The sequence below is a fragment of the Fimbriimonadaceae bacterium genome, assembly GCA_019638775.1.
In the GTDB taxonomy this organism is placed as follows: domain Bacteria; phylum Armatimonadota; class Fimbriimonadia; order Fimbriimonadales; family Fimbriimonadaceae; genus JAHBTD01.
Genome location: JAHBTD010000005.1, coordinates 29,095 through 51,509, shown reverse-complemented (window position 1 = coordinate 51,509; position 22,415 = coordinate 29,095). Strand labels below are relative to the sequence as shown.

Here is a 22,415-nt window from a genome sequence, read left to right as displayed (position 1 = left end):
AACCCACACACGCTTCCGCCCGCATAATACGTTTATGATTGCAGCCTTGCTTGCTTGCGCATTCCTCGCGCCTCCTCAAGCGATCGCTATTCGCCACGTCGCGGTTATCCAGCCGGGAAAGCCGGAGGCGATCCTCGATCAAACGGTCATTGTTGAGGGCGACAAGATCATCAGCATCGGCCCGTCAGAGAGCGCGAAGGTCCCGGCGAATGCCGAGGTCGTAGAAGGCAAAGGCAAGTATCTGATGCCCGGACTGTGGGACATGCACGTCCACCTCGCCGACGAGAAAACCCTGCCCCTCTTCACCGCAAACGGTGTCACCGGCATTCGCGTGATGTTCGGAAACACGGCCCAGCTTGCCTGGAGGCAACGCTCTGAGAAGGGCGAAACAACTGCACCCCGAATGGTCTTAGGCGGCCCCATCGTTGACGGACCCAAGCCGGTCTGGCCGGGCTCGATCGCTGTGGGCATTGCTGAGCAGGCTCGCACAGCCGTACAAAACATCAAGAAAGCTGGCTACGACTTCGTGAAGGTTTACAGCCTGCTCTCCCGAGAATCGTTCTTTGCCATCGCCGACGAATGCAAAGAACAGAAGATTCCCTTCGCGGGGCACGTGCCGCACTCCGTCGGGATTATTGAGGCGATGAACGCTGGCCAAAAGAGCAGCGAGCACGAAATGGGTGTTGCTTTAGAGTGCTCATCGAAGGCCGAGGACCTGCGCAAGCAGATCGCCAATGCTTGCCCAGAAGGGTTGTCAGAGGCATCTAAAGTTGCCGTCAAGCTCTCTCCAGAAGTCGTTTCCTCATTCGATCCCAAAAAGCAAGAACAGCTTCTGAAAGACTTGGCCTCCGGCCCCATGTGGCACTGCCCCACACTCATCGTGCTCCGCAACGTTGCCTATCTTGACGATCCGAATTTTGGCAAGGACCCCCGTCTGAAATATGTCTCCCCGTTCATAGCCGCGTCGTGGGACCCGACGAAGGATTTCCGCTTCAAATCCAGAACCGCCGAAGACTGGGAAAGATCGAGGAAATCGTATCAAGCCACCCTGGCGTTCGTCTCGGAAATGATCAAGTCCAAGGTACCGATCATCGCAGGAACCGACTGCCTCAACCCTTATGTCTTTGCCGGATTCAGCCTGCATGACGAGCTCGAATTGCTGGTCCAAGCAGGCATGAAGCCAGCGGACGCCATTGCCACCGCAACCCTTAATGCCGCAAAGTACTTCGGTCTTGAAAATGAGGCTGGAACAGTTGCTTCCGGAAAGCGTGGCGACCTCGTCCTCCTCGACGCCAACCCGCTATCAGATATCCGCAACACGACAAAGATCGCCGCTGTAATCCAGCGAGGAAAGCTCTTTGATCGCGCGGCCCTGGATAGTCTGCTTAAGGGCTGCGAGTATGCAAGATAGCCCCGCAGCATTCCTAAGATGTCGGGCGATCAGGGTTTCCAAACCATCCGTTTATAAAGCCCAATCTCCTCGACTTCGACAAAGCCAAGCCTGTCATAGAGGCGTCGCGCTGGGTTGAAATGCTCCACATGGAGCAACACTCCCTTGCCCGCGCTCTCAGCGGTGGCTTGAAGCTCCCGCATCACGAGGGTACCGATTCCACGGCCACGACACTCATCAAGTAACGTGATATCGATGAGATGCAGATGCTCATCCATCTCCCGCACGATCATGCCGCCCGTAAGTTCCCCATCGGCAAGGATCAACCGATATTCGGCAGTAGGGTACATCGCCGCGTAGTGCGTTTGACGTGCGTGATACTGCGATTCTAAAAGCTGCGCCAGGGGATCACCAACGATTCCCGACATCTGAAACTCGGGGGCGCGGGTGATGTCGAAAAGACGCCGGAAGAAGGAATCTTCTTCCGGCGTTGCAAGCCGATAACCGATCTGGGGGGTTTCGCTCACGTTCGAGAGACAGTCAGAACGACGTACTGAAGGGAGGCTACAGGACCCGCTGGCCCGGTAAGCGGCGCTTCCATGTTACTGGCGTCGTAAGCATACGAACCCCAGTTCATCGACCCGTTCGCGATCACATAGACTCCTTCTCGAAGCTTCAGCCCACTCCCGCTTCCAGCGATGAATGAAAAGTCGGTTACAGACTCCAGCTTGCCTGCCAAAAATCGCGCAGTCAACACGAGCCCGTGATTACCATCAACTGTCATGTTGAATCTCACCTGCTCGCAGCCCGACGGCCCAGCAACCCAAGCTGTAAAGGGAACTTTCTGAACGCTCTTGCCCATCGGTACCAGCGCATTCGCGTCAATCCCTTTAAGCGTCCCGTTCGGTCCATAGCCACGGAGGTGAAGGTTCACGACATCAAGCGTCGCATCGCCAGTGGCCAATTCACCAGCAGGGGTGAACATCTGCCCATCCCAATAGCCGATGGAAAAAGAGCTTTGCGCACTCAGCGGTCCGCCCCCTTTTTGAAGGCCTGAAGCGAGAGAGGAGGCCGGGGCAAGCCCCAACAAAGTGGTTCCAACAGCGGCAGTAGCGCCTTGCAGGAAGGCCCTTCTCGGTATCTGTGTTTTCTTAGCGTCTTGCATTGGTCTCTCCGACTGTCGTTAGTTCTGGCTGGGGAAGATTCCTTGGAGGGCGATCACGTAAAGCAGGGACAAAAAGGGCTGACGATTCTCGTGAGGCTGGCTGCCACCCGCGGCGCCAATCGTGTCCCCTTCCATCGCAACATTTGCCGGGCTGCCATACAGATTTTGCATTCTTGGGTTGACGTTCGGCTTTGCAAAGACACCGTTTCGTGGGTCGCTCGTCGTCGCCGTATTGCTCGACACCGCCATCGTGTGGTTATGCGTAGGTATCTGGTTGGTAGAGAGGGTGATGCCCTCGCTACCCGACGCTTGCCCAAGCAGATAATTACTCAGGCCAGGACCTTGCCCGTGAGAGACTGCGACCCTGCCCCGAAAATCAGGAAGGGCGAAGGTGGTCTGCCCGTTGCCGCCATAGATCGTTCCGATCAGCGCGAATAAAGCGTCGTTCTGTGCTATCGGCAAGAGTTGCCCTGAACACGTAGCCCAGCCTTGTGGCGCAAAGTTGAATGCCACCAGTCGAATCTCTCCAAGAAATGGTTCTGCCATGAGTTGCTGTCTCCAAAGTAATCGTTAGTTCAACGGCGGGAAAATCCCTGTCAAAGCGATGACAAAGCTGATCGTGAGATAGGGCTGCAGATTATTGTGCGCCTGGTTGCCGCCAGTGTTCGTAATCATCCCAGGGGCAAATGCGCCCGTCGGCCCTGGTGCAAAAAGTTGCCGAGGTGAAACCGCAGGCAAAAGCAATCCTGGCGAGTACTGATCAGCAGGCTGTACGGATACGTTCGCCGGGTGGTTGTGCGCCGGAATCTCGTTTGCCGTAAGCGTCACCGTCTCCACTCCGGCCTTCTCCCCCAAAGTCTTCGAGGATAGACCAGGACCCGTTCCCGAACTCATCGGAACACGTCCACGAAGGTCAGGAAGGGCGAAGTTGGTCTGACCGTTGCCGCCGTAAGTCGTGCCAATCAGCGAGAAGAGCGCCTGGTTCTGATTGATTGGGAGGAGTTGCCCGCTGCAAAACGCCCAGTTCCGAGGAGCAAAGGTGTACGGTACCGGTCGGATTTCACCAATAAAAGGATCTGCCATAAAATTCTCCTTCGATTTGCATCAGTTACGCGGCGGAAATATCCCCACCATCGCAATGACGTAGTTAAGAACCAGATAGGGTTGATGATTCGTATGCGGTTGTCCTCCGCCTACGCTGCTAACGGCATCACTCGGCATCGTGCCCCCTGCGCCCGAGCGATAGGCATAGCCAAGCGCAAGTGGTGACTTAGCCGGAAGGGCTCCTGCCGGGTCGCCCTGTGTGCCAAATGCCGACGAAGCTTGTGCTGAGTGTCCGTGAGCTGGCATTGCTGCTGTCGTCAAGGTGACGTTCTCGGCGCCTCCGGTCTCTCCTTGGCTATAGTTGCTCAGGCCTGGCCCTTGCCCCGATGAGATCGCCCCCCTGCCACGCAGGTCGGGAAGGGCAAAATTCGTCTGCCCGTTGCCACCATACATCGTCCCAAGCAACGCAAAAAGCGCGGTGTTCTGAGCAATAGAGATCAGTGTCCCATTGCAGAAGGCCCACCCTCGCGGGGCGAAGTTATAGGGCACAAGCTTGATTTCACCAATGAACGGTTCTGCCATAAGTTTCCCTCAATCATCCTAAATCGTCATTCTTCAGTTGAAGACCGCCTGATACCGCCGACAACTCTCATCCTCACTGATCGGCACCAAAAAGATGCCCAGATCACCGGTCACAGAGTTGCTGAGCCAATAGATGTGCTGCTCCAAATAGACGTCAGGCGGCCCCTCGAAGCAAAGGACAAACCCAGTCCGTCCGTTCGGGGAGGTGTACTGGGTTGCCGTCGATTCCGTAAGCTTCAAAGACGCGACTGGCTGTTCACCCTCCTCAAGCGCCAGAGCAAACTCCTGCCCAATCAGAGATGAGAAGTCCTCTGCCGTGGCTGTCTCCAGCCTGAGGCGGTCAGCGTTCATGCCTTGTCCTTCACCTTGCGCACACGCCTGCGCAGGAGGCCGAGACCCAACAAGCTCAGAGCCGCAATACTCGATGGCTCAGGCACGGCATCAAGCTGAACATTGTCTATGAGCAGGCCAGAGTTCACCCCGTTGTCCGGCCCGGTTGTGACATGAACAACTCCGATCCCGAGTAGATACTGCCCACTCGTCTGTGCCGTCCACATAAAGTTCTGGAAGCCGGTTTCGGAGATGAACGGGTTGGTCGCCGCCGTGATCGTGAATCCAGTCTCAAACCCGCCGGGCGCGCCCGGATTGTTCACATAGCCGAAGAAGGTGTCAGCAAGAACGAAGATTTGCGCCGATCCAGGATCCCCGACGGGAAGAATCGTCATAAATGCGAAGTCGTTGTTGACAGTGCTCGGCGCGATGGAGTTGTTGGTTCCATCGTTGAAGGTCTGGTTCGTCAGGAAATTCCAATCGAAGAAAAGGCTCTGCCCGCCGATCATTCCGATGGTCTGCGTCATTCCTGACCCAAGCAGGGGTGTCCCGTTCCCGACCCCCAAAAGCGTTCCCGCATTGACTCCCAGAAACGGTTCAAGCGCCCCTGGCCCTACGCCAATTCCAGGGACTACATTGGAGTTGACCGTGCCGTCGGTTGCCGTTGCAAGCAGAGCTTGCCACAGGCCATCCGTCGGACCAGAGCCAAGCGAGTTTCCTTGAATCTGTGCATTCCCTATCGTGCCCCAACTCGAAAAACTCCCGCCCCCAACCTCAAAGCTTCCGTTAGAGACCTGGGAAGCGGCTAGCCTCGGGGTTGCAAGAGAGGCGATGCCCACAAGCGCCAAAGCAAATGCACGTACGCGTACCTTAAACAACATATACTCCCTCAAACCAGTCAAAACAAGTACAACGGCGCTCGGTAAGATTGCCGTGCAAAACCAGTCTAACAGGAAGGCAGAGTTATTGAGCCCGCATAATTACCGGCTTTGCTGAGGGATAATCGTGCCTCAATAACACGCGCTCCATTCGACCTCGGTTGGATACTCCAGGTTCCTCAGTCCGAGTTAAGCGACTCGTCAACATTCCTGAGGAAGCAAGAGAAACTGCAACGCTAAGGCCCCTGCTCAACGCCAAGAAGACCAACAGGACCGTAGAGCCCGCAGCGCTACTCCAACAAGGCGCAGGTTTAGCACATCTGGAAGGCTGGCATCGCAAAGACGGTGCGCAAGATGGGAAGCATCGCCCGGGCAGTCGCATCGGTGTTGGCGATACCCCTAGCTAACCCGTTCTTCTGCGCAATCTCGATCAAGACAGCCGCATCCTCAGGGCTCAGCGGCACATCCAAAGTTTCTGCCAGCAGCCGTATCAGGCCTTCATCCCCCGAGACACCCCTCGCTTGAGCCGTTAGCTGAAGACGCTGGGCCACAGACTTTGCCCGGCCACCAAAAATGTTGGCCATGTTAATCCGGTCAAGAACGGTAGAGGTGCTGAGCCAAGCCGTGCCCCAGTTCCAACCGGCGACATCTGGCGGATACAGCGGAGCCATGCCCAGCTTATTGCAAAGATAAACCAATGTGTTCGCAAGGTTGAGCATAGTGGGAGACGCGGGTGTCGTAGCCGTTGCATCGGTAGGGCGATCTGCCAGCACTGCCTTAGGATCGATGACCTGCCGAACCACAGGAATGACATAGTCGATCGGACTCTTGATAATCGTTCGCTCGGCCTTCTCGCTCCAAAACTCATCCATCTTGGTCATTTCGAGCATCACTGCGGGGATGCGACCCTCGCTCTTCACCCATGCCTTCGCAAGACGCTCAACGACCTTCTTCTCAGGCTGCGGATAAGCGTAATACTCCCAGAGCTTTGTGCAGAGATAAGTGGCAGTTGTCGGGTGCTTCGCGAGGAAATCGCAAGTCGAAGACAGATCGAATCGCTTTCTCTGGCCCAGCAATTCGTGAGGCCCCTCGTCAGAAAGTGCGGGGCTAAAACATGCGGCAACCAAGGGGGTTCCCTTCATGACCCAATCGTTAAACGCCTCACGCTGAGCGTCGCGCCCGCGCTCTGCCGTAATGTTTCTCAACCCCCAACCGGTCAAAGCCTTTGCTGCTTCCTGAATATCTTTCTCGGTGTAATTTCCAATTCCAAGCGTAAACAGCTCTAGCAGTTCGCGCGCGAAGTTCTCATTTGGCGCACCTTTTATACTTAGCCGCAGGTCCAGCCAAATCAACATTCCTGGATCGGTCGAGACCTCTTCGAGCAGCGTCGCAAACGGCTGCGTCATGTTTTTCTCAAGCATCCTTACGTGATCGAGCATCACGGGACCGCTCTCGATTTTCGACGCGCTGATCGCGAAATGATCGTGCAAAAAGATGAGCAGCTTATCGCGCGATGGTCGGTCCGTCAGCGCCATCCTCGTCAACCACCAAGCGGTCACCCGATTTGGCTGGGTTTGGACTTGGCCGTCCTTCTGATAAAAGAACTCAGAGGCATGAACCGGATAGGCAGGATCAGGCTTGCTAAAGTCGAGGAGATCGCGGATCGTCGCGTCAAGACCCATTTTCTCGTAGCGGTCAAGATCAGCGATTGTCGCACCAAGTCCAAATCGACGACAGAGGTGTGCCACCTTCTCGCGAACTGTTTTCATTGTTGAACGTATTGTAACGCTGAAATCTATGGGAGTGCGAGAATATATTCGCGCTTTCAAACGCGGCGGATGTTCGCCACTCCAAATCTTCCAATCAACCCTACAAAACTCACCCCCTCAAAGATGAGACGAACACCCCGCCAACTCCCTGTCACGAGAGCCAACAGTCGGCGAAAAACATGAGCACAAAGGACCGCATCCGCGAACCTAACGCAAGTTCACTCCTGGCAAAGAGTTGCTTAAATCTGCTATAATTAAGGACACCACAAAACATTTATGGAATGGACTACTAAGCTCACTGGATTTGACGAGTCCTTCGATTCCAACGGCGTCCCCAGACCGCATTACGCTCCGATCACCAGCGCTCTCGGGAAATTAACAACTAAGCAGATACGCCAAAGGGGGCAGCTACAAGATGTTTCGCTTCGGAATCAAGGCATCACTTTTAACGTATACGGCGAAGAAGACGGGGAAGAGAAAATCTTCCCCTTTGACTTCGTGCCGCGCGTCATTACGTCCAAAGAATGGGAAACGGTTGAAGCTGGACTCATCCAACGAGTCACAGCCCTTAACCTTTTTCTAAAGGACATCTACTCGAAGCAGCAGATTCTGCACGATAAGGTCGTACCGTGGGATCTTATATTCTCGCGTTCCGAATATCGTCGTGAGCTTTTGGGTATTACACCTCCCCACGATGTCTTTACTCACATCGTAGGAACCGACCTCATCCGTGGCGAGCAAGGTGAGTTCCTTGTGCTTGAGGATAACTGTCGCTGTCCCAGCGGAGTCTCCTACGTCGTCGAGAACCGAAATATTCTTCAACGCACATTTCCCGAGCTTTTCTCGAAATACTCGGTAGCGCCCGTCCGAAACTATCCGGACATGCTGTTGGACTGCCTTCAGTTCGTTTCGCCGCGAAACTCGATGCGTGGCTTAGTCGTCGTGCTCACCCCCGGACGCGCCAACTCGGCATTCTACGAACACAGCTTCCTCGCCAGGGAAATGGGCGCGCTGCTCGTGGAAGGCTCCGACCTCGTCGTCGAAGAAAACCACGTTTACGTTCGTACGACCGAAGGCCGCCGACAGGTTGATGTCGTCTATCGCCGACTCGATGATCCTTATCTCGACCCGCTCGTGTTTCGACGCGATTCGATCCTCGGCGTCGCAGGATTGATCAATGCTTACCGCGAAGGCAACGTCGCAATTGTTAATGCACCGGGAGCCGGAGTCGCCGACGATAAGGCCGTTTATCCGTTCATTCCCGACGTCATCCGTTACTACCTGGATGAAGAGCCCATCATCGAGCAGATTCCAACGTACAAAGGCTTCCTCGCTGAGGACTGCAAATACATGCTTGAGAACCTTGACAAGCTCGTCGTCAAGATGACCGACGGAGCGGGCGGCTACGGAATGCTCATGGGGCCGATGGCAACCCAAGCTGAGCGCGAGGAATTCGCAAAGAAGATCAAGGACGATCCAGACCACTACATTGCCCAGCCGCTTATTCAGCTCTCCGCTCACCCAACCTACCTCGATGGGGAGTATAAAGCTCGACGGGTCGACCTCAGGCCGTTTGTGGTCTATGGGGATCGAATCCGCGTCTTGCCCGGAGGACTCACCAGAGTCGCTCTGCGCGAGGGCTCTTACGTCGTCAACTCCAGTCAAGGTGGGGGAAGCAAAGACACTTGGGTGATAGGAGAACAAGCCTAATATGCTGCTGTCACGCGTTGCACACAATCTCTATTGGATGGGCCGCTTTCTAGAGCGGGCCGAAAACAGCGGGCGCCAGCTCAAAGTGGCCAGTGAGTTCTACATTGAACTTTCCGGACTAGACAATGATCGGGCGAATGAAGAGTGGAATTTCCTTACCCACTGCTTCCCTGTTCCCGAAGGGCACAACATCAAGACAACTCCGAAGTCCGACGTTTGCCTGCGCTACTTGAACTATTTTTTGCTCGACACTGAGAACCCGGTGTCGGTGATTTCAAGCGTCGCCAAGGCCCGAGAAAACGCCCGTGCCGTCTCCGAAACCATGACGCGCGAGGTGATCTACAACCTGAACCACGCTTACCGAGGGCTGCAGCGTCCTGGGGGGAGGAAGTACCGGGATGAAGGCCACGCCCTGGAAGCGGTCGCGGCTTGCCAACGGGATTTGCTCACAACGCTAGGCGCGATTGAACATACGCTCACCCGCGACCAAGGCTGGTGTTATCACAAATTCGGCGAAGCGATGGAGCGCACCCAACGAACGCTCATCGTCCTTGGCGCAAGACTCCCAAGCTTGGAAGTCCCCTCCGAAGACACCGCCTCACCGCTTCACTTTGCCGGGTGGCGTAGTCTGCTGTCGAACCTCGCATCGCTGGAAAACTACCGCCAGATGTACGGTCCGCGATTTGAGCGACGCAATGTCTTGGAGTTCTTCGTCTTTCATCCTGGCGCACCGAGAACCGTCAACTGCGGCGTGCGGCGAATGCTTGGCTACCTCAAACAATTGCCGCCACACGGACCAGGAGTAAAGTCCGCAACGCGCGAAATCGGAAAGCTCGCGGCGACGCTCGAATACGATCAAGAAGAGATTCTCGACCGTAAGGACATCACTCAATTTATTAACGATTCCCTCGATACGCTTACACGAGTGCACGAGGCCATGACAAGCCCCGACCAGGAGTTATAAGCCGAGATGACCCTCGAAATAGAACACCGTATCCAGTTTAAGTATTCCGATTTCATCAGCGAATCGTGGATGGAGTTTTGGATTGAACCCAAAAGCACACGTCAGCAGATCGTGCGTAGCTTTTTTCTGGCTGTTGGACCGCCCACGAAGGTCCATACCTTCACCGACTGGCTGGGCAACACCGTCCACCATTTCGGCATCCCCAAGTACCACAAGGAGATTGAGGTTCTTGCCCGCTCTATTGTAGAAACCCAGCCCGCTGCTTGCAACCTCGAAGATCTGCCGACCGAGCCGCTCCATACCGAAGGCTTTACAACCGAAAAAGACTTCTTGCTGTTTGGCGGGCCCATCAAAGATTCGCCGAGCTTGCTCAAATTCTCATCGAAGCTCAAAAGCAAGAGTGGCGAGCCTGTGGGCAAGATCGCCGAGGAGATTGCCCACCTGATCGAAAATGAGATCACCTACAACCCCGTGGTCACCCAGTACAACTCTACCGTTGAAGATGCCCTAAAGCATAAGGCGGGTGTCTGCCAAGACATCGCCCAAATCATGATCGGCTTACTCCGCCTGAAGGGCGTTCCGGCGCGGTATGTAAACGGCTATCTGCACGTCTTCCGTGAGGGAGAGGTCGCCTCCGAAAGCCACGCCTGGGTTGAGTTTTTAACGCCCACCGGCGAATGGATGCCCTACGATCCGACGAACCAATGCGTCCCTGACGAGCGATACGTCGTGGTCGCCCACGGACGGAACTACGACGACGTGCCCCCAAACAAGGGCGTTTATCGAGGCAGTGCAACGGAAGTTCTAACGGCGTCTGTGCGCACGTCGATCACGGAGAGGATGGCAGTGAATGAGCTACGAAACTCCTTTGGCAGCTTGGACCTTCCTGTGTTTGCCAAGATCCCATCTCGCGCCCCACAGATGATCGACGATCAGGCCCGAACCCAAACTCAACAGCAACAGCAGTAACTCATTTGGGTCCCCATTTCCATTCCTCAACCCTCCCAAAGGGTTGAGGATAAAGGCAGCAACCGCCGCACCAACCCTACTTCGCAGGCACAAGCCGCACAATAATGTCCGGCTGATTCAGCGCCAGATACACATAGCCATCCGGCCCGCACATCACGTCCCGCACGCGCCCCATCCCCCAAACCAGTTCTTCCCGCTCAGCCAACTGCCCGTCCTTTCCAATCCGAATACGGTCAAGGTCTTGCCCTGCAAGGCCACCGGCAAAGAGATCACCCTTCCACTGCGGAAAAGCCTGCCCCTTATGAACATCGAGCCCGCTCGCCGCATTCGACGGCAGCCATCGGAAAATCGGCATCTTAAAGTTTTGCCCCGGCTTTGGCCAAGGCGTCACAAACGGCGAGTCGTTGTAGTTGATAGCAAAGCTAATCACCGGCCAGCCGTAGTTCTCGCCCTTGACGATCTGGTTCAGCTCGTCGCCGCCGCGCGGAGCGTGCTCCGTATCCCAAAGCCGTCCCTCAAGGTCCAACGCCAAGCCTTGCGGGTTGCGATGTCCGGTCGTCCACACCTTCTCTGCGCCTTTGGTGCTCGCAAAGGGATTGTCCTTCGGCACCGACCCATCCTCATTCACCCGCATCACCTTGCCGTAAGGCGTGGTGATGTCTTGGACGCGCATGTTCGTGCCACGCTCGCCAACACCAATGAAGACATGCCCCTTGCCGTCGAAAACGATCTTGCAGCCGAAGTGAACGCCCGAACCACTGTAATACTGCTGCTCGGTCTCCCAAATCGTCTGCTGGCTGACCCACTTTGCCTGAGCGCCATCAAAGCTGAGCTTTCCGCGAACGACCTTCGTCATGCCGCCTCGTGCGCCCGCTCCAGCTGGCTCCGTGTAACTTAAGTAGATCCAGCCGTTCTTGGCGTAATCGGGGTGCACCGCCACATCCATCAGCCCGCCCTGCCCAATTTCAACGCTATCGGGAATGCCCGAAACCTCCGACTGCACCTTCCCGTCCTTCACCACCACCAACTTTCCAGGCCGGTTCGTGACAATCATGCGGCCGTCTGGCAGCCAGTCCAAAGCCCACGGCGTGCGCAACCCTTGCTCTCGGTCAACCACTGTCTCGATCTTGTAGTCGTGGTACTTGGATTTGTACACGCCGTTGGTGGCCTTTGGCCCGCCATTTTCAGCGCGCAGAGCCTTGTATTGGAGCTCGCGAATATGCACGACCATCGCCCAAATCTCTTGGTCGGACATCGTTTCGCCATACGACTCCATGCCCATGTCGATGACGCCGTTCTTGATCGCGTCAAAGAACGGCTTGTCGTGCTTCTGATCAAACTTCTCTTGGGTAAGCAGGGTCTTGGTTCCCGCGCCGCCGCCCTCACCGTTCATGCCGTGGCATTTGCCGCAAGTGTCGTTATAGAGCCGGGTGACGTTGACTCCCCTTTGCTGCTGGCCCTTGCCCGCGCTGCTAATAGAAGAGTTGTCATGAAGGCCCTCCGAATCTTGGTTGCCCTCTGTACTGCCCACACATGCCCACGACGCACCCAGCCCAGCTAGGGCGAGAATCAGATAAATCGACTTTGCCACAATCCCAATTTACCTATCTTGTCCGGCGATAGTGCCCGCTACAATGAATTCAACAACTGACGGCAAGGCAACCCACCGTGAGAGCTTTCATTCGCCAACACCGCTTCCAGCTAAGTATTGGTCTCCTCGTTGGGATCGTGGTTTGCTGGGTGTTCTGGCCTCCTCCACCAATGAGAAAGCAGACCGAGGCCAGGTACGAGCAGGCATTCCGCTTTCTCGAAGAACAGAATTGTCTCTTTTCCGGATTGAGGATCAAAGCTGTCGAAGACGCCAATTCCCTTCGCCTTGCTGGCACAGACCGAGCCACCGAACGCTTAGCGTTCAAACTGCAAATGACCTTTAAAAACGGCAAGGTGAAAGAAATCAACTTCCAAAGACACACGGAGTCCATAGGGAGCTACCCTGTTGCCAAGGTCCTTGCTCAAACCCTTCAGAAGGCGCCCCACCTCTGGGACACTCCCACTCGTGAAGTGAATATATGGCTAAGGGTTCCGGGTTCAAAGCCCCCAGGAGAGTTCAGCATGGGCCTCTCCTTATCCGATCAGGAAATTGATACAGGTGCTGGCTTCTTAGCGGATAAGGAGGGCACGATCTACTATATGAGCGGGCCGAGATAAGGCTTCGATTCGACCCCGCAAACTTGCTATTATCTCGATATGCCCATCCAAGGAAAAGCCTCGATCCTCGAAGAGCCAGGCGCGCCCGCCGTCGTTCGCGACATCACCATCGACCCGCCCGAGCGCAATGAGGTCCTCATCCGGCTGGTCGCCAGTGGCGTCTGCCACACCGACCTCACGGTGAAGATGCTCCACGGCAACGGGATGAAGTTCCCGATCGTGCTGGGCCACGAAGGCGCGGGCTATGTCGAAGAAGTGGGCGAAGGGGTCACCCACCTCAAACCCGGCGACCCCGTCGTGATCGCCTACCGCGCCCCCTGCGAGCAGTGCCCCGCCTGCCTGCGCGGCGACCCCCGCCGGTGCTACATGGCCCTGCGCCCAGGCCCCCGCATCAAGCGCGCTTCCGACGGCGCCGTGTGCTCCCAAGTTTTGCGCTGCGGCACGTTTGCCACCCATACCGTCGTCCACGCCAAAGCCGCTATCAAGATGCCCGACAAGATGCCGCTGGACAAAGCTTGCCTCATCGCCTGCGGCGTCATCACCGGAGTCGGCGCGGCGCTGAACACGACCCCCGTCCATCGCGGCTCACGAGTCGCGGTCATCGGCTGTGGCGGCGTGGGCCTCAGTGTCATTCAGGGTGCGAAGATCGCCGGAGCCCGACAGATCATCGCCGTGGACATCAACCCGGTCAAGCTCGGCTGGGCGAAGGATTTCGGCGCGACCCACACCGTCAATGCCAAAGAGGTAGACGCGGTCGCCGAAGTCCGCAAGCTCACCGACGATGGTTGGGACGGCGGCGTGGAGTACGCCTTCGAGGCCACCGGCATCCCCGCCAGCACCGAGCAGGCGATCAAGATGCTCAGCTATGGCGGCACGGCGACGACCATCGGCTTCCCTGCGCAGACCGACTCGGTGAACCTCAACCTCGGCGACATGGCGACCGGTGTGTACTGGAACAAGGCGGGTCTGCGCGTGTGCCACTGCGGCGACACCTTGCCGTCTTACGACTTCCCAATGCTCGCCGACATGTACTTAAAAGGTGAGTTGGAACTGGACCGCATGGTCACGCGAAAGATTAAGCTTGAAGAGGTCGAAGACGCATTTCACGAGATGGAGACCGGCGATGTGATCCGGTCGGTCATCATGTTTTAGGTCATGCTAACCCGACGCGATCTCCTAATATCCAGCGGAGCCCTGCTCCTCGCCCCCTGGTCCAAGGCCGCCTCCTGGTTGCCCGTCGCGCCCCAAAGGATCGGCCTCCTCACCGACATCCATTACGCCGACGCCCCCGCCCGGGGCACCCGCTTCTACCGAGAGTCTCTCCCGAAAATCGAAGAGGCGCGACAGCACTTCCAGACCGAAAAGATCGACGCTCTCATCGAGCTGGGTGACCTCATCGACTCCGCCGACCAGGCGACAGCCGAAGACGAAATGCGATTTCTGAAGGCGGCTCTTGGGGAGATTAGCCAGATGTCGCCCGTGCAGAGATTCACGCTCGGCAACCACTGCCTCGCCAAGGTCAAGCGAGCAGACTTCCTGCAAGCCGTCGGACAGAAGACCGGGCACACGACGCTGGAACTCGACCACTGGAAAGCGATCATCCTCGACGCTTGCCACAAAGCCGACGGCACCCCCTACGATGCCGGAAACTTCGTGTGGACCGACACCAGCATTCCCGATTGGCAGATCGACTGGCTGAGGCAAGAGCTCTCAAACACCAAGAAGCATGTGCTCGTCTGCGTCCATCAGCGGATCGACTGGACAGGTGCCTCGCGACCTTCTACGGGCGTTGCCTCCGCTGCGAAGGTCCGCCAAGCCATCGACGATGCCAAGAACGTCCGCATTGTGCTCCAAGGTCACACCCACGAAAACGCCTACGTCAAGCTCGCCGAAACGCATTATGTGACGCTCCGTGCGGTGGTGGAGGGAACTGGACAGGCTAACAATGGATACGGCGTTCTGAGCCTTTATGAAGATGGTTCGGCCCTCTTGCACGGGCAGCGAGACCAACTCTCGCGAAAGCTGTAGCGCAGTCAGCGCCGCGCGCGTTCAAGTTCAGCGATAATGAGCTATGCAAGCGTGGTCGGCTTTCATAGCGATGTGGGGCGCTTCGTTGGCTGCGGCTTGGGCATTCGCATTCATTCTCAAAGAGGATAAGTTTCGCAAGTTTCTCTCCGGCGCGATCCCTTGTGCAGCAGTCCTGTTCACGCTCCTTCAAGCCCCAAACTGGAGTCCTTATCAGCGTTTGACGGCTTCGGCCCTTGCCTTGCTGTTTGTATTCAAGGCATCCTCGCTACTTCGCCAACCCTTGAAGGACCTGCAAAAGATGTACTGGCCCGGCCTACTGTTTTATGCGACGGTATGGCCAGGGATCGACCCCACCCCATTTGCCGAAAAGCCAAGCCCCCTCGCCACCGACGCCAAACGCTTTGCCGGGGGAATGGTCAGATTCCTCTGCGGAACCCTCGTGCTCCTAGTCGTTGCTGGATTCAGCAATCGGCTGAACCAAGACCTTGCCGAATGGATCGCCATCTTCGCTATCCTCACCGCCATCCATCTCGGCTTCTCCGACATGCTCTCCGACCTTGCCAAGACCTCCGGATGGAAGGTCAAGCCGCTCTTCGACGCGCCCTACCGGTCCAAAACCCTGAGCGAATTTTGGACCCGCCGATGGAACCGCCCGTTCGTCGAGCTCGACCGCATCTTCTTCCTGCCATGGCTCACCAAAACGTTCGGGATGCGAGGTGCCGTCTTTGCGATCTTCCTTATCTCCGGCTTGCTGCACGAGTTCGCCATCAGCTTCCCTGCCGGAGCGGGCTACGGCCTGCCTCTGCTCTACTTTGCCGTGCAGGGCATCCTCATGTTCGCCGAGCGCAGGTTCAAGATCAAGCATCCGCTCTGGGTGATTCTCGCCATCCTCGGCCCTCTGCCCATCCTCTTTCACGGCCCGTTTCGGCACGTGGTGATCTGGCCCCTGATGGAGTGGCTGCGCGGCGCAATGCTCAGTATTGGGGTCGAACAGGCGCTGTCCATTCTCATCTATTTGCTCGCCATCGCCCAGATCCTCATCCTTGCCGCTAGCTTCCAGGTACCCACCCGGCTGAAATGGCGAGAAGAGCTTCCCCGCCTGAGCAGCCTCAACCACAAACTGATGTGGACTTATGGCTCGTTCATCGTCTTCACCATCGTTTCTTGGGGCGTGCTGACGCTCGTCCTCCATCCCGACATTCTGCACGGCACACCCGCCGGACTCTCGATCTCGACCGTGATCTTCCTGTTCTGGGGGTTCCGGCTCGGCGTCGATTCCTTCTACTTCAAGAGCAGCGACTGGCCCAGCAGCCCCTTCTTGCAGATCGGGCATGTGATGCTGAATTGCCTGTTCACGCTTGTGTTCGTCGGCTATGGCGCTATCCTTGGCTGGCACCTGATGCGGTGAGAGTGTGCCCAAGTCCTAAAAACGATTTGCATTTTTATGCACATTAATGCATAATCATGCGCATGAGCCGTGACGACTCCCTTCGCAAAACACGACTTGCCGCTATCACGTCGCTGATCCAGCGCGAAGTGATCGAGCGTCAGGAGGATCTCGTCGCGGCGCTGGAGAGCCAAGGCTTCTCCGTCACCCAGAGCAGCATCTCCCGAGACCTACACGACCTCGGCGTCGCCAAGGTCGGCGGACGGTATGTGCTCATGGGCGAGAGTCTTCAGAGCATCCCTCAAAAGATCGAAGGCATCCTTTCGTTCCAACCCGCCGGACCCAACCTGCTTGTCCTGCGAACGCTCATCGGCGCGGCGAACCTGGTCGCCGTTCAAATCGACCAGCTTGGCTGGCCCGAGCTCGTGGGCACCATCGCCGGAGACGACACGATCTTCATCGCCACCGCCTCCGCCGCCGACCAGGACAAGGTCTGGCAAAAGCTCCTCGCGCTCAGCGGTCGGGAGACGGCGAATGTGTAGGAAGGCCGTGCTCGCCTTTTCGGGGGGACTCGACACCTGCTGGGGCGTCCCCTACCTCATCGAAAAGGGCTATGAAGTCGTCACCGTGACGGTGGATGTCGGCGGGTTCTCTCCGGCCCAACTGGAGGAGTTGGAAGCCCGAAGCAAGGCGTTGGGCGCGTCTCAGCATGTGCATATTCATGCGAAGCAAGCCCTCTTCGACCAAGCCCTGAAACACCTCATCGCCGGCAACGTGCTGCGCGGGAATCTGTATCCGCTCTGCGTGGGTGTGGAGCGAACCCTCCAGGCCCAGGAGTCGGCGCGCATGGCGAAGGAGCTGGGAGCCCAGGCCGTCGCCCACGGATGCACCGCCGCCGGAAACGACCAAATTCGCTTTGAGGTCGCCCTGCGCGCCCTCGCCCCCGACCTCGAAATCCTCGCCCCCGTCCGCGACGACGCCCCCAAGCGCGAGGATCAGGTGGCCTACCTGCAAGCCCGAAACCTCCCGATCCCCAGCCACGGCAGCGCCTACTCCGTCAACAGCGGCATCTGGGGAATCACCATCGGCGGCGCAGAAACCACCGGGACCGAACTCTCAATTCCCGAAGACCAGTGGGTGCGCACCAAGGACGCATTCGACCGATCGCTCACGCCAAAGAGGCTCATTCTCGAATTCACGCAAGGCATCCCCACCGCGCTGGATGGCGAGTCGATGCGCCCCATCGATCTCATCGAAAGACTCGACGAGATTGCTGGGAGCTATGGCATCGGTCGCGGCATCCATCTCGGCGAAACGATCCTCGGTATCAAAGGCCGCGTCGCCTTCGAGGCCCCCGCCCCGACCGTCATCATCGCCGCCCATCGCGAACTGGAGAAGCTGGTACTGACCAAGCGACAGATCGCCCTCAAAGATCAGCTTGCCGCCGCCTATGGCGACATGGTGCATGAGGGGCTACTGCTGGAGCCTGCCTGCCGAGATATCGAGGCGTTCTTCACTTCGTCCCAGCAAAGGGTCACCGGCAAGGTGCATCTGCTGCTCAGGCAGGGCTCGGTCTTCGTCGAAGGCGTCGCCTCGCCCCACTCCCTCCATGCCGCATCGCGAGCTGTCTATGGCGAGGCGGTTGGGGAGTGGACCCCCGAAGACGCTAAAGGCTTTGGCAGAATCTGCGGCCTGCCCACGATCTTGGCTGCCAGAGTTGGAGGTGGCACAGACGAAAGTGGCATGGGCGTCTCTGCTTCTGAAAAGAAAGAACCCCCAAGCATTGCACCCAAGAATTTTGAGGAGCCGGAAAGTGGCATGGGCGTCTCGCCCATGCGTACCACGGGCGTCCCGCCCGTGGAAAAGAACAGCCATGACCGAGACGGTCATGGGACGCATGGGCGAGACGCCCATGCCACTCCCGCGGACGGTCAAGCCACAAGGGGAGGTCACTCCTGAAAACCGTCTTCCTCGACAAGATCGCTTCGGTCACGGCAAACTGCCGACTGCGCCGCGATGTCAAAGTCGACAACAGCTTCCCGTGCGAAGAGGGGGATGTGATCGCCGTCCGAGTGCTCAACTCCAAAAGCGCCTACAACGCCCTGGAGCTCACGACCGGACGCATGTCCGCCATCAAGCCGGGCGACGTGATCGCCGGAGCGCTGGGGCACCGCAACGCCGTTCAAGGCTACGCGGGCGTCATCCCAGAAAAGCTCAAGACCGGCGACAAGATCAATCTCCTGAACATGGGTGGAGTGCTCGGGCAATGCACCTCCTACTCTCCGCTCGTTGGTCCGCCGTTCGAATGCGAAGTGCTGGGCCAAGTGCTCGACTTCCCCTACCTCGCCAGCCGCAAGGGCGTCCCCGCCAACATCGCCCAGAACCTCCCGCAGCTTGACGACTCGCTGACCGTCAACGGCACACCCGTCATCGGCGTGGTCGGCAGCAGCATGAACTCCGGCAAGACCGAAGCCTGCATCTCCCTGATCGAGCAGCTGGTCAGGAGCGGCCTCAGCGTTGCCGCCGCAAAATCCACCGGCGTGAGCCTGCGCCGCGACGTGCTGGCGATGGAGGACGCGGGCGCGCGCCAGACCATTATCTTCACCGACCTCGGCATCGTCACCACCTCCCCCGCCAACGCGGCAACCCTGGCACGAACGATGCTCAATCGGCTAGCCGCCGAAAAGCCGGATGTGATCGTGATGGAGCTCGGCGACGGCCTGATCGGCGAATACGGCGTCTCCGCGATCTTGCAAGACCCCCAGCTCAACCGCAGCTTCTCCGCGATCGTCCTTGCCGCCGGCGACCCAGTAGGCGCGTGGGGCGGGGTCGAGCTGCTCAGCCGAGACTTCGGGCTCAAGCCCACCGTCATCACCGGACCCGCCACCGACAACGCTGCCGGAACCAGCGTGATCCTCAGCCGCACGGGAGTCAAAGGCATCAACGCCCGAACCGAAGCGGCAAAGCTCGCCGAATGCGTGCGCGACGCCTTGGGGGTAGCCCATGCCGTCTGAAAAGATTCCCGCTATTGTGCTCGGCGGCACCGGATACGTTGCGGGCGAGCTGATTCGCCTGCTGCTCGCTCACCCCCACTTCGAGCTGACCAGCGTCGTGTCGCAGAGCGCAGCGGGGCAGCAAGTGGGCGACATCTTCCCCCACCTTGCCGGGGTGTCAAAAAGCTTGGCCTTCGATACAAACGACAACAGTCTCGCCGATGCGGCAAAGCAAGATCAGGTCGCCCTCTTCTCCGCGCTTCCCCACGGCGAAGCCGCCCCAATCCTGAAACAGTGGATCGAAAGCGGCCCTGCCGGAATGAAGGTCGTGGATCTTTCAGCAGACTTCCGCTACGCCGACGCGAAGCAGTTTGAAGAGATCTACGGAATATCGCATCCCACCCCCGAACTCCTCTCTGAATTCACCTGCGCCATCCCCGAGCTGCACAAAGCCCCCGTGCCGAAGCACGCTGTCCAGCCTGGGTGCTTTACCACCGCCGCGACCCTGGCCTGCGCCCCGCTTGCCGCCCTTGGGCTGGCATCGAGCTTTGTCGTAAACGGCGTCACCGGAAGCACAGGCAGCGGTCGCACGCCCAAATCCGGCACCCACCACCCCGATCGCCACAGCGGCATGTGGGCTTACGAGCTTCTGAAGCATCGGCACACGCCCGAGATGAAGATGTTCCTCGGTCGGCTCAGGCCGGAAGGCGAGCCGAAGCTCGTTTTCCTTCCCCACTCCGGACCGTTCGCCCGCGGCATCCATGCCACCGTCTATGCGGAAACCCAATCGGCTGCGACGACCGAAGAATTGATCGAGAGCTATACGGCTTTCTATGCCGACTGTCCGTTCATCTCGGTCTCGGCAAGCATGCCGTCGGTCAAGCACGTCGCCGGGTCGAACCGGGCGCACATCGGCATCGCCGCCCAAGGAACGCAGGTCGCCGTCGTCTGCGTCATCGACAACCTCATCAAGGGCGCAGCCGGGGGCGGTATCCAGTGGATGAACCGAATCTTCGGCTTCGACGAGACTGCCGGTCTGATGCAGGCCGCCGTGGGGTGGACATAGCGATGAACCGATACCTCTCCCTCAAAAGCCTGAGCTTCGACGAGATCGAAGACCTCGTCCGGCTGGCCCAGCATCTCGTAAGGGAGCCGATCAACGACAGCCTCAAGAACAAGGTTGTCGGCCTCCTCTTCATGAACCCCTCCCTGCGCACGCTCGCCTCCTTCCAGGCTGGCGCGTCGCAGCTCGGCGGCAGCAGCGTCGTCATCCAGCCAGGAGCGGGCTCTTGGAATCTCGAAACCAGAGACGGAGTCGTGATGGATGGCAGCGCCCAAGAGCACATCCGCGAGGCCATCCCCGTGCTGGCCCAATACTGCGACCTCCTAGGCATCCGATGCTTTGCCGAAGGCAAGGACCTCGACACCGACCTTGACGACGCTCTCATGCCCAAGATGGCCAAGCTTTGTCCCAAGCCGTTCATCAACATGGAGTCGGCTGCCGACCACCCCTGCCAAGCCCTCGCCGATTGGAAGCTCCTGAACGATCTGAAAGTCCCCAAAGAAGGCGGCAAGTTCGTACTCTCCTGGGCATGGCACCCCCGACCGCTGCCCTACGCCGTCCCCCTCTGCGTCGCCTCGATGGCCCTCCTTCGCGGCATGGAGCTGACCGTCGTGTACCCCGAGGGCTTCGGTCTGCCCGACCGTTCGATCTCCGAGCTGAGGCAGATCGGAGGCGACCGCCTCAAGGTCACCCACCACCGCGAAGAAGCCACCGAAGGAGCCCATATCGTCTATGCGAAGTCGTGGGCCGCGCCAGAGTTTTACGGCAGGCCAAGCGAGGAGGCCGAAGCCCGCGCAAGCTTGCGCGATTGGTGTCTGAAAGAGTCCTGGTTTGCCAACGCCCAGCGCGATGCCAAGGCGATGCACTGCCTTCCCGTTCGCCGCAACGTAGAGATTTCGGATGAGATTTTGGACGGCCCGCGCAGCGTGGTGGTGCAAGAAGCCGCCAACCGCCTCCACGTGCAAAAGGCCGTGATGATGAAGCTTATGGAGAACCCCAATGCATAGTTCCGTCGAGGCCCTCAGAAGAGCCCTCCCCTACCTGCGCCTCTACCAAGGCCAGCGGTTTGTCGTCAAGGTCGGCGGAGAAGCCATCCAAACTCAAGCCGACGCCAAGGCCCTGCTGGAGCAGGTCTCCGTCCTCCACCGACTCGGCATCCAGGTCGTCCTCGTGCACGGCGGCGGGCCGCAGGCCACCGCCCTTGCCGACCGCCTCGGCGCGCAGTCCGTCTTCCACGAAGGCCGCCGCATCACCGACGCCGGAATGCTGGAGGCCATGACGCTCGCCCTCTTCGGCGCGGCCCGAGCAACCCTCTTATCCGCAGGCCGCGAACTGGACATGCCCGTCATCGGCCTTAGCGGGGTGGATTCCGGCCTGGTCCACGCCGCCAAACGCCCTCCGCGAAAGACGAAAGACGGCGAAACCGTCGACTTCGGCTTCGTCGGCGACATCGTCAAGATCGACCCCAAGGTGCTCGACGACCTCCTCGACAGCGGCTATCTCCCGATGGTCAGCCCCCTCAGCGCCGACGCCGACGGACAGCTGCTCAACATCAACGCCGACTCCGTCGCCGCCGCCATCGCCAACGCCATCGGAGCCGCCAAGCTGATCCTCGTCACCGGGGCTCCTGGCATCTGCACCGACCCAGGCGACCCCACGACTCTCATCTCTCATCTTGAGCTCGCCCAGCTGCAGGAGCTGGAGAAAGACGGCACGCTCAAGGACGGGATGATGCCCAAAGCCGCCTGCATCGCCGACGCCCTCAACGGCACCGTCACCCGCGTCCATGTCATCTCCTACAAGACGCCTGACAGTCTCCTGACCGAAGTCTTCACCAACGAAGGCTGCGGCACGATGATCGTCCTCGACGAAGCCGAACTCATGCCGGAGGAGGTTTAGTCTGGACGTCCTCGAAATCCACTGCAGGCTGGTTTC

23 protein-coding genes are annotated in these 22,415 nt (G+C 58.5%); 14 read left to right on the top strand and 9 right to left on the bottom strand.

All coding sequences use genetic code 11. The features are described from left to right. The first annotated feature begins 34 nt into the window (after positions 1 to 34). The gene (locus KF784_15800) at positions 35 to 1,411 is read left to right on the top strand and encodes an amidohydrolase family protein (GenBank protein ID MBX3120523.1); all 1,377 of its coding nucleotides are present in this window, start codon (positions 35 to 37) and stop codon (positions 1,409 to 1,411) included. A gap of 29 nt (positions 1,412 to 1,440) precedes the next feature. On the opposite strand, the gene KF784_15795 is transcribed toward KF784_15800, so the two are convergent. From KF784_15795 to KF784_15760, 8 genes are all read right to left on the bottom strand, one after another. Next, entirely contained in the window at positions 1,441 to 1,917 is a 477-nt protein-coding gene (locus KF784_15795) for a GNAT family N-acetyltransferase (protein ID MBX3120522.1), read from the bottom strand. Then, positions 1,914 to 2,555 carry a hypothetical protein gene (locus tag KF784_15790; protein MBX3120521.1) on the bottom strand — a complete coding sequence of 214 codons (642 nt, stop codon included), beginning with the start codon at positions 2,553 to 2,555 and terminating at the stop codon, positions 1,914 to 1,916. Before KF784_15790 ends, KF784_15795 begins: the two co-directional genes overlap by 4 nt. A gap of 18 nt (positions 2,556 to 2,573) precedes the next feature. Continuing rightward, complete coding sequence (locus KF784_15785; protein MBX3120520.1) at positions 2,574 to 3,101, bottom strand: phage tail protein; 528 nt, start codon at positions 3,099 to 3,101, stop codon at positions 2,574 to 2,576. Positions 3,102 to 3,125: 24 nt separating this feature from the next. Next, a complete protein-coding gene (locus KF784_15780; GenBank protein MBX3120519.1) occupies positions 3,126 to 3,638 on the bottom strand; it encodes a phage tail protein in 513 nt (170 codons plus the stop codon). Positions 3,639 to 3,659: 21 nt separating this feature from the next. After that, on the bottom strand, positions 3,660 to 4,181 hold the full coding sequence (locus KF784_15775; protein MBX3120518.1) for a phage tail protein: 522 nt from the start codon (positions 4,179 to 4,181) through the stop codon (positions 3,660 to 3,662). Positions 4,182 to 4,214: 33 nt separating this feature from the next. Continuing rightward, positions 4,215 to 4,532, bottom strand: a complete 318-nt coding sequence (locus KF784_15770) for a hypothetical protein (GenBank protein MBX3120517.1) — start codon at positions 4,530 to 4,532, stop codon at positions 4,215 to 4,217. Then, entirely contained in the window at positions 4,529 to 5,392 is an 864-nt protein-coding gene (locus KF784_15765; GenBank protein MBX3120516.1) for a PEP-CTERM sorting domain-containing protein, read from the bottom strand. The genes KF784_15770 and KF784_15765 overlap by 4 nt, the downstream gene beginning before the upstream one ends. 308 nt (positions 5,393 to 5,700) lie before the next feature. Next, the gene (locus tag KF784_15760; protein MBX3120515.1) at positions 5,701 to 7,158 is read right to left on the bottom strand and encodes a DUF1800 domain-containing protein; all 1,458 of its coding nucleotides are present in this window, start codon (positions 7,156 to 7,158) and stop codon (positions 5,701 to 5,703) included. 276 nt (positions 7,159 to 7,434) lie between these two features. Here KF784_15760 and KF784_15755 point away from each other — a divergent pair, with 276 nt between their 5' ends. The 3 genes from KF784_15755 to KF784_15745 are packed head-to-tail and all read left to right on the top strand — an operon-like array spanning position 7,435 to position 10,801. Continuing rightward, positions 7,435 to 8,868 carry a circularly permuted type 2 ATP-grasp protein gene (locus KF784_15755; GenBank protein MBX3120514.1) on the top strand — a complete coding sequence of 478 codons (1,434 nt, stop codon included), beginning with the start codon at positions 7,435 to 7,437 and terminating at the stop codon, positions 8,866 to 8,868. A 1-nt stretch (position 8,869) separates the two neighbouring features. After that, positions 8,870 to 9,832 (top strand): alpha-E domain-containing protein, encoded by a 963-nt coding sequence (locus KF784_15750; protein ID MBX3120513.1) that lies wholly within the window; start codon positions 8,870 to 8,872, stop codon positions 9,830 to 9,832. Between the two features lie 6 nt (positions 9,833 to 9,838). After that, positions 9,839 to 10,801, top strand: a complete 963-nt coding sequence (locus tag KF784_15745) for a transglutaminase family protein (GenBank protein MBX3120512.1) — start codon at positions 9,839 to 9,841, stop codon at positions 10,799 to 10,801. 76 nt (positions 10,802 to 10,877) lie between these two features. Here the strand turns inward: KF784_15745 and KF784_15740 are convergent, their stop codons facing one another. Further along, positions 10,878 to 12,392 (bottom strand): PQQ-dependent sugar dehydrogenase, encoded by a 1,515-nt coding sequence (locus KF784_15740; protein ID MBX3120511.1) that lies wholly within the window; start codon positions 12,390 to 12,392, stop codon positions 10,878 to 10,880. Positions 12,393 to 12,562: 170 nt separating this feature from the next. Between KF784_15740 and KF784_15735 the strand changes: the two genes are divergently transcribed. The 10 genes from KF784_15735 (at position 12,563) to argB (ending at position 22,379) form a co-directional block, all read left to right on the top strand. Then, positions 12,563 to 13,009, top strand: a complete 447-nt coding sequence (locus KF784_15735; GenBank protein ID MBX3120510.1) for a hypothetical protein — start codon at positions 12,563 to 12,565, stop codon at positions 13,007 to 13,009. 39 nt (positions 13,010 to 13,048) lie between these two features. Then, complete coding sequence (locus tag KF784_15730; GenBank protein ID MBX3120509.1) at positions 13,049 to 14,161, top strand: Zn-dependent alcohol dehydrogenase; 1,113 nt, start codon at positions 13,049 to 13,051, stop codon at positions 14,159 to 14,161. Between the two features lie 3 nt (positions 14,162 to 14,164). Beyond that, entirely contained in the window at positions 14,165 to 15,037 is an 873-nt protein-coding gene (locus KF784_15725) for a metallophosphoesterase (GenBank protein MBX3120508.1), read from the top strand. A gap of 43 nt (positions 15,038 to 15,080) precedes the next feature. Further along, entirely contained in the window at positions 15,081 to 16,445 is a 1,365-nt protein-coding gene (locus KF784_15720) for a hypothetical protein (protein ID MBX3120507.1), read from the top strand. A 62-nt stretch (positions 16,446 to 16,507) separates the two neighbouring features. Beyond that, entirely contained in the window at positions 16,508 to 16,966 is a 459-nt protein-coding gene (locus tag KF784_15715) for a hypothetical protein (protein MBX3120506.1), read from the top strand. Continuing rightward, the gene (gene argG, locus KF784_15710; GenBank protein MBX3120505.1) at positions 16,959 to 18,383 is read left to right on the top strand and encodes an argininosuccinate synthase; all 1,425 of its coding nucleotides are present in this window, start codon (positions 16,959 to 16,961) and stop codon (positions 18,381 to 18,383) included. Before KF784_15715 ends, argG begins: the two co-directional genes overlap by 8 nt. 98 nt (positions 18,384 to 18,481) lie before the next feature. Then, positions 18,482 to 19,438, top strand: coding sequence for a hypothetical protein (locus KF784_15705; protein ID MBX3120504.1), 957 nt, complete (start codon positions 18,482 to 18,484; stop codon positions 19,436 to 19,438). Further along, the gene (argC, locus tag KF784_15700; protein MBX3120503.1) at positions 19,428 to 20,483 is read left to right on the top strand and encodes an N-acetyl-gamma-glutamyl-phosphate reductase; all 1,056 of its coding nucleotides are present in this window, start codon (positions 19,428 to 19,430) and stop codon (positions 20,481 to 20,483) included. The genes KF784_15705 and argC overlap by 11 nt, the downstream gene beginning before the upstream one ends. 2 nt (positions 20,484 to 20,485) lie before the next feature. Next, positions 20,486 to 21,487 (top strand): N-acetylornithine carbamoyltransferase, encoded by a 1,002-nt coding sequence (locus KF784_15695; GenBank protein MBX3120502.1) that lies wholly within the window; start codon positions 20,486 to 20,488, stop codon positions 21,485 to 21,487. Beyond that, a complete protein-coding gene (gene argB, locus KF784_15690; protein MBX3120501.1) occupies positions 21,480 to 22,379 on the top strand; it encodes an acetylglutamate kinase in 900 nt (299 codons plus the stop codon). Before KF784_15695 ends, argB begins: the two co-directional genes overlap by 8 nt. The last annotated feature ends 36 nt before the right edge of the window (positions 22,380 to 22,415 follow it).

Coding starts and splice junctions, on each gene's coding strand:
- KF784_15800 (MBX3120523.1), top strand. CDS start 35: ATGATTGCAGCCTTGCTTGCTTGCGCATTCCTCGCGCCTCCTCAAGCG.
- KF784_15790 (MBX3120521.1), bottom strand. CDS start 2,555: ATGCAAGACGCTAAGAAAACACAGATACCGAGAAGGGCCTTCCTGCAA.
- KF784_15785 (MBX3120520.1), bottom strand. CDS start 3,101: ATGGCAGAACCATTTCTTGGAGAGATTCGACTGGTGGCATTCAACTTT.
- KF784_15780 (MBX3120519.1), bottom strand. CDS start 3,638: ATGGCAGATCCTTTTATTGGTGAAATCCGACCGGTACCGTACACCTTT.
- KF784_15775 (MBX3120518.1), bottom strand. CDS start 4,181: ATGGCAGAACCGTTCATTGGTGAAATCAAGCTTGTGCCCTATAACTTC.
- KF784_15770 (MBX3120517.1), bottom strand. CDS start 4,532: ATGAACGCTGACCGCCTCAGGCTGGAGACAGCCACGGCAGAGGACTTC.
- KF784_15765 (MBX3120516.1), bottom strand. CDS start 5,392: ATGTTGTTTAAGGTACGCGTACGTGCATTTGCTTTGGCGCTTGTGGGC.
- KF784_15760 (MBX3120515.1), bottom strand. CDS start 7,158: ATGAAAACAGTTCGCGAGAAGGTGGCACACCTCTGTCGTCGATTTGGA.
- KF784_15755 (MBX3120514.1), top strand. CDS start 7,435: ATGGAATGGACTACTAAGCTCACTGGATTTGACGAGTCCTTCGATTCC.
- KF784_15750 (MBX3120513.1), top strand. CDS start 8,870: ATGCTGCTGTCACGCGTTGCACACAATCTCTATTGGATGGGCCGCTTT.
- KF784_15745 (MBX3120512.1), top strand. CDS start 9,839: ATGACCCTCGAAATAGAACACCGTATCCAGTTTAAGTATTCCGATTTC.
- KF784_15735 (MBX3120510.1), top strand. CDS start 12,563: ATGAGAAAGCAGACCGAGGCCAGGTACGAGCAGGCATTCCGCTTTCTC.
- KF784_15730 (MBX3120509.1), top strand. CDS start 13,049: ATGCCCATCCAAGGAAAAGCCTCGATCCTCGAAGAGCCAGGCGCGCCC.
- KF784_15725 (MBX3120508.1), top strand. CDS start 14,165: ATGCTAACCCGACGCGATCTCCTAATATCCAGCGGAGCCCTGCTCCTC.
- KF784_15720 (MBX3120507.1), top strand. CDS start 15,081: ATGCAAGCGTGGTCGGCTTTCATAGCGATGTGGGGCGCTTCGTTGGCT.
- KF784_15715 (MBX3120506.1), top strand. CDS start 16,508: ATGAGCCGTGACGACTCCCTTCGCAAAACACGACTTGCCGCTATCACG.
- argG (MBX3120505.1), top strand. CDS start 16,959: ATGTGTAGGAAGGCCGTGCTCGCCTTTTCGGGGGGACTCGACACCTGC.
- argC (MBX3120503.1), top strand. CDS start 19,428: ATGCCGTCTGAAAAGATTCCCGCTATTGTGCTCGGCGGCACCGGATAC.
- KF784_15695 (MBX3120502.1), top strand. CDS start 20,486: ATGAACCGATACCTCTCCCTCAAAAGCCTGAGCTTCGACGAGATCGAA.
- argB (MBX3120501.1), top strand. CDS start 21,480: ATGCATAGTTCCGTCGAGGCCCTCAGAAGAGCCCTCCCCTACCTGCGC.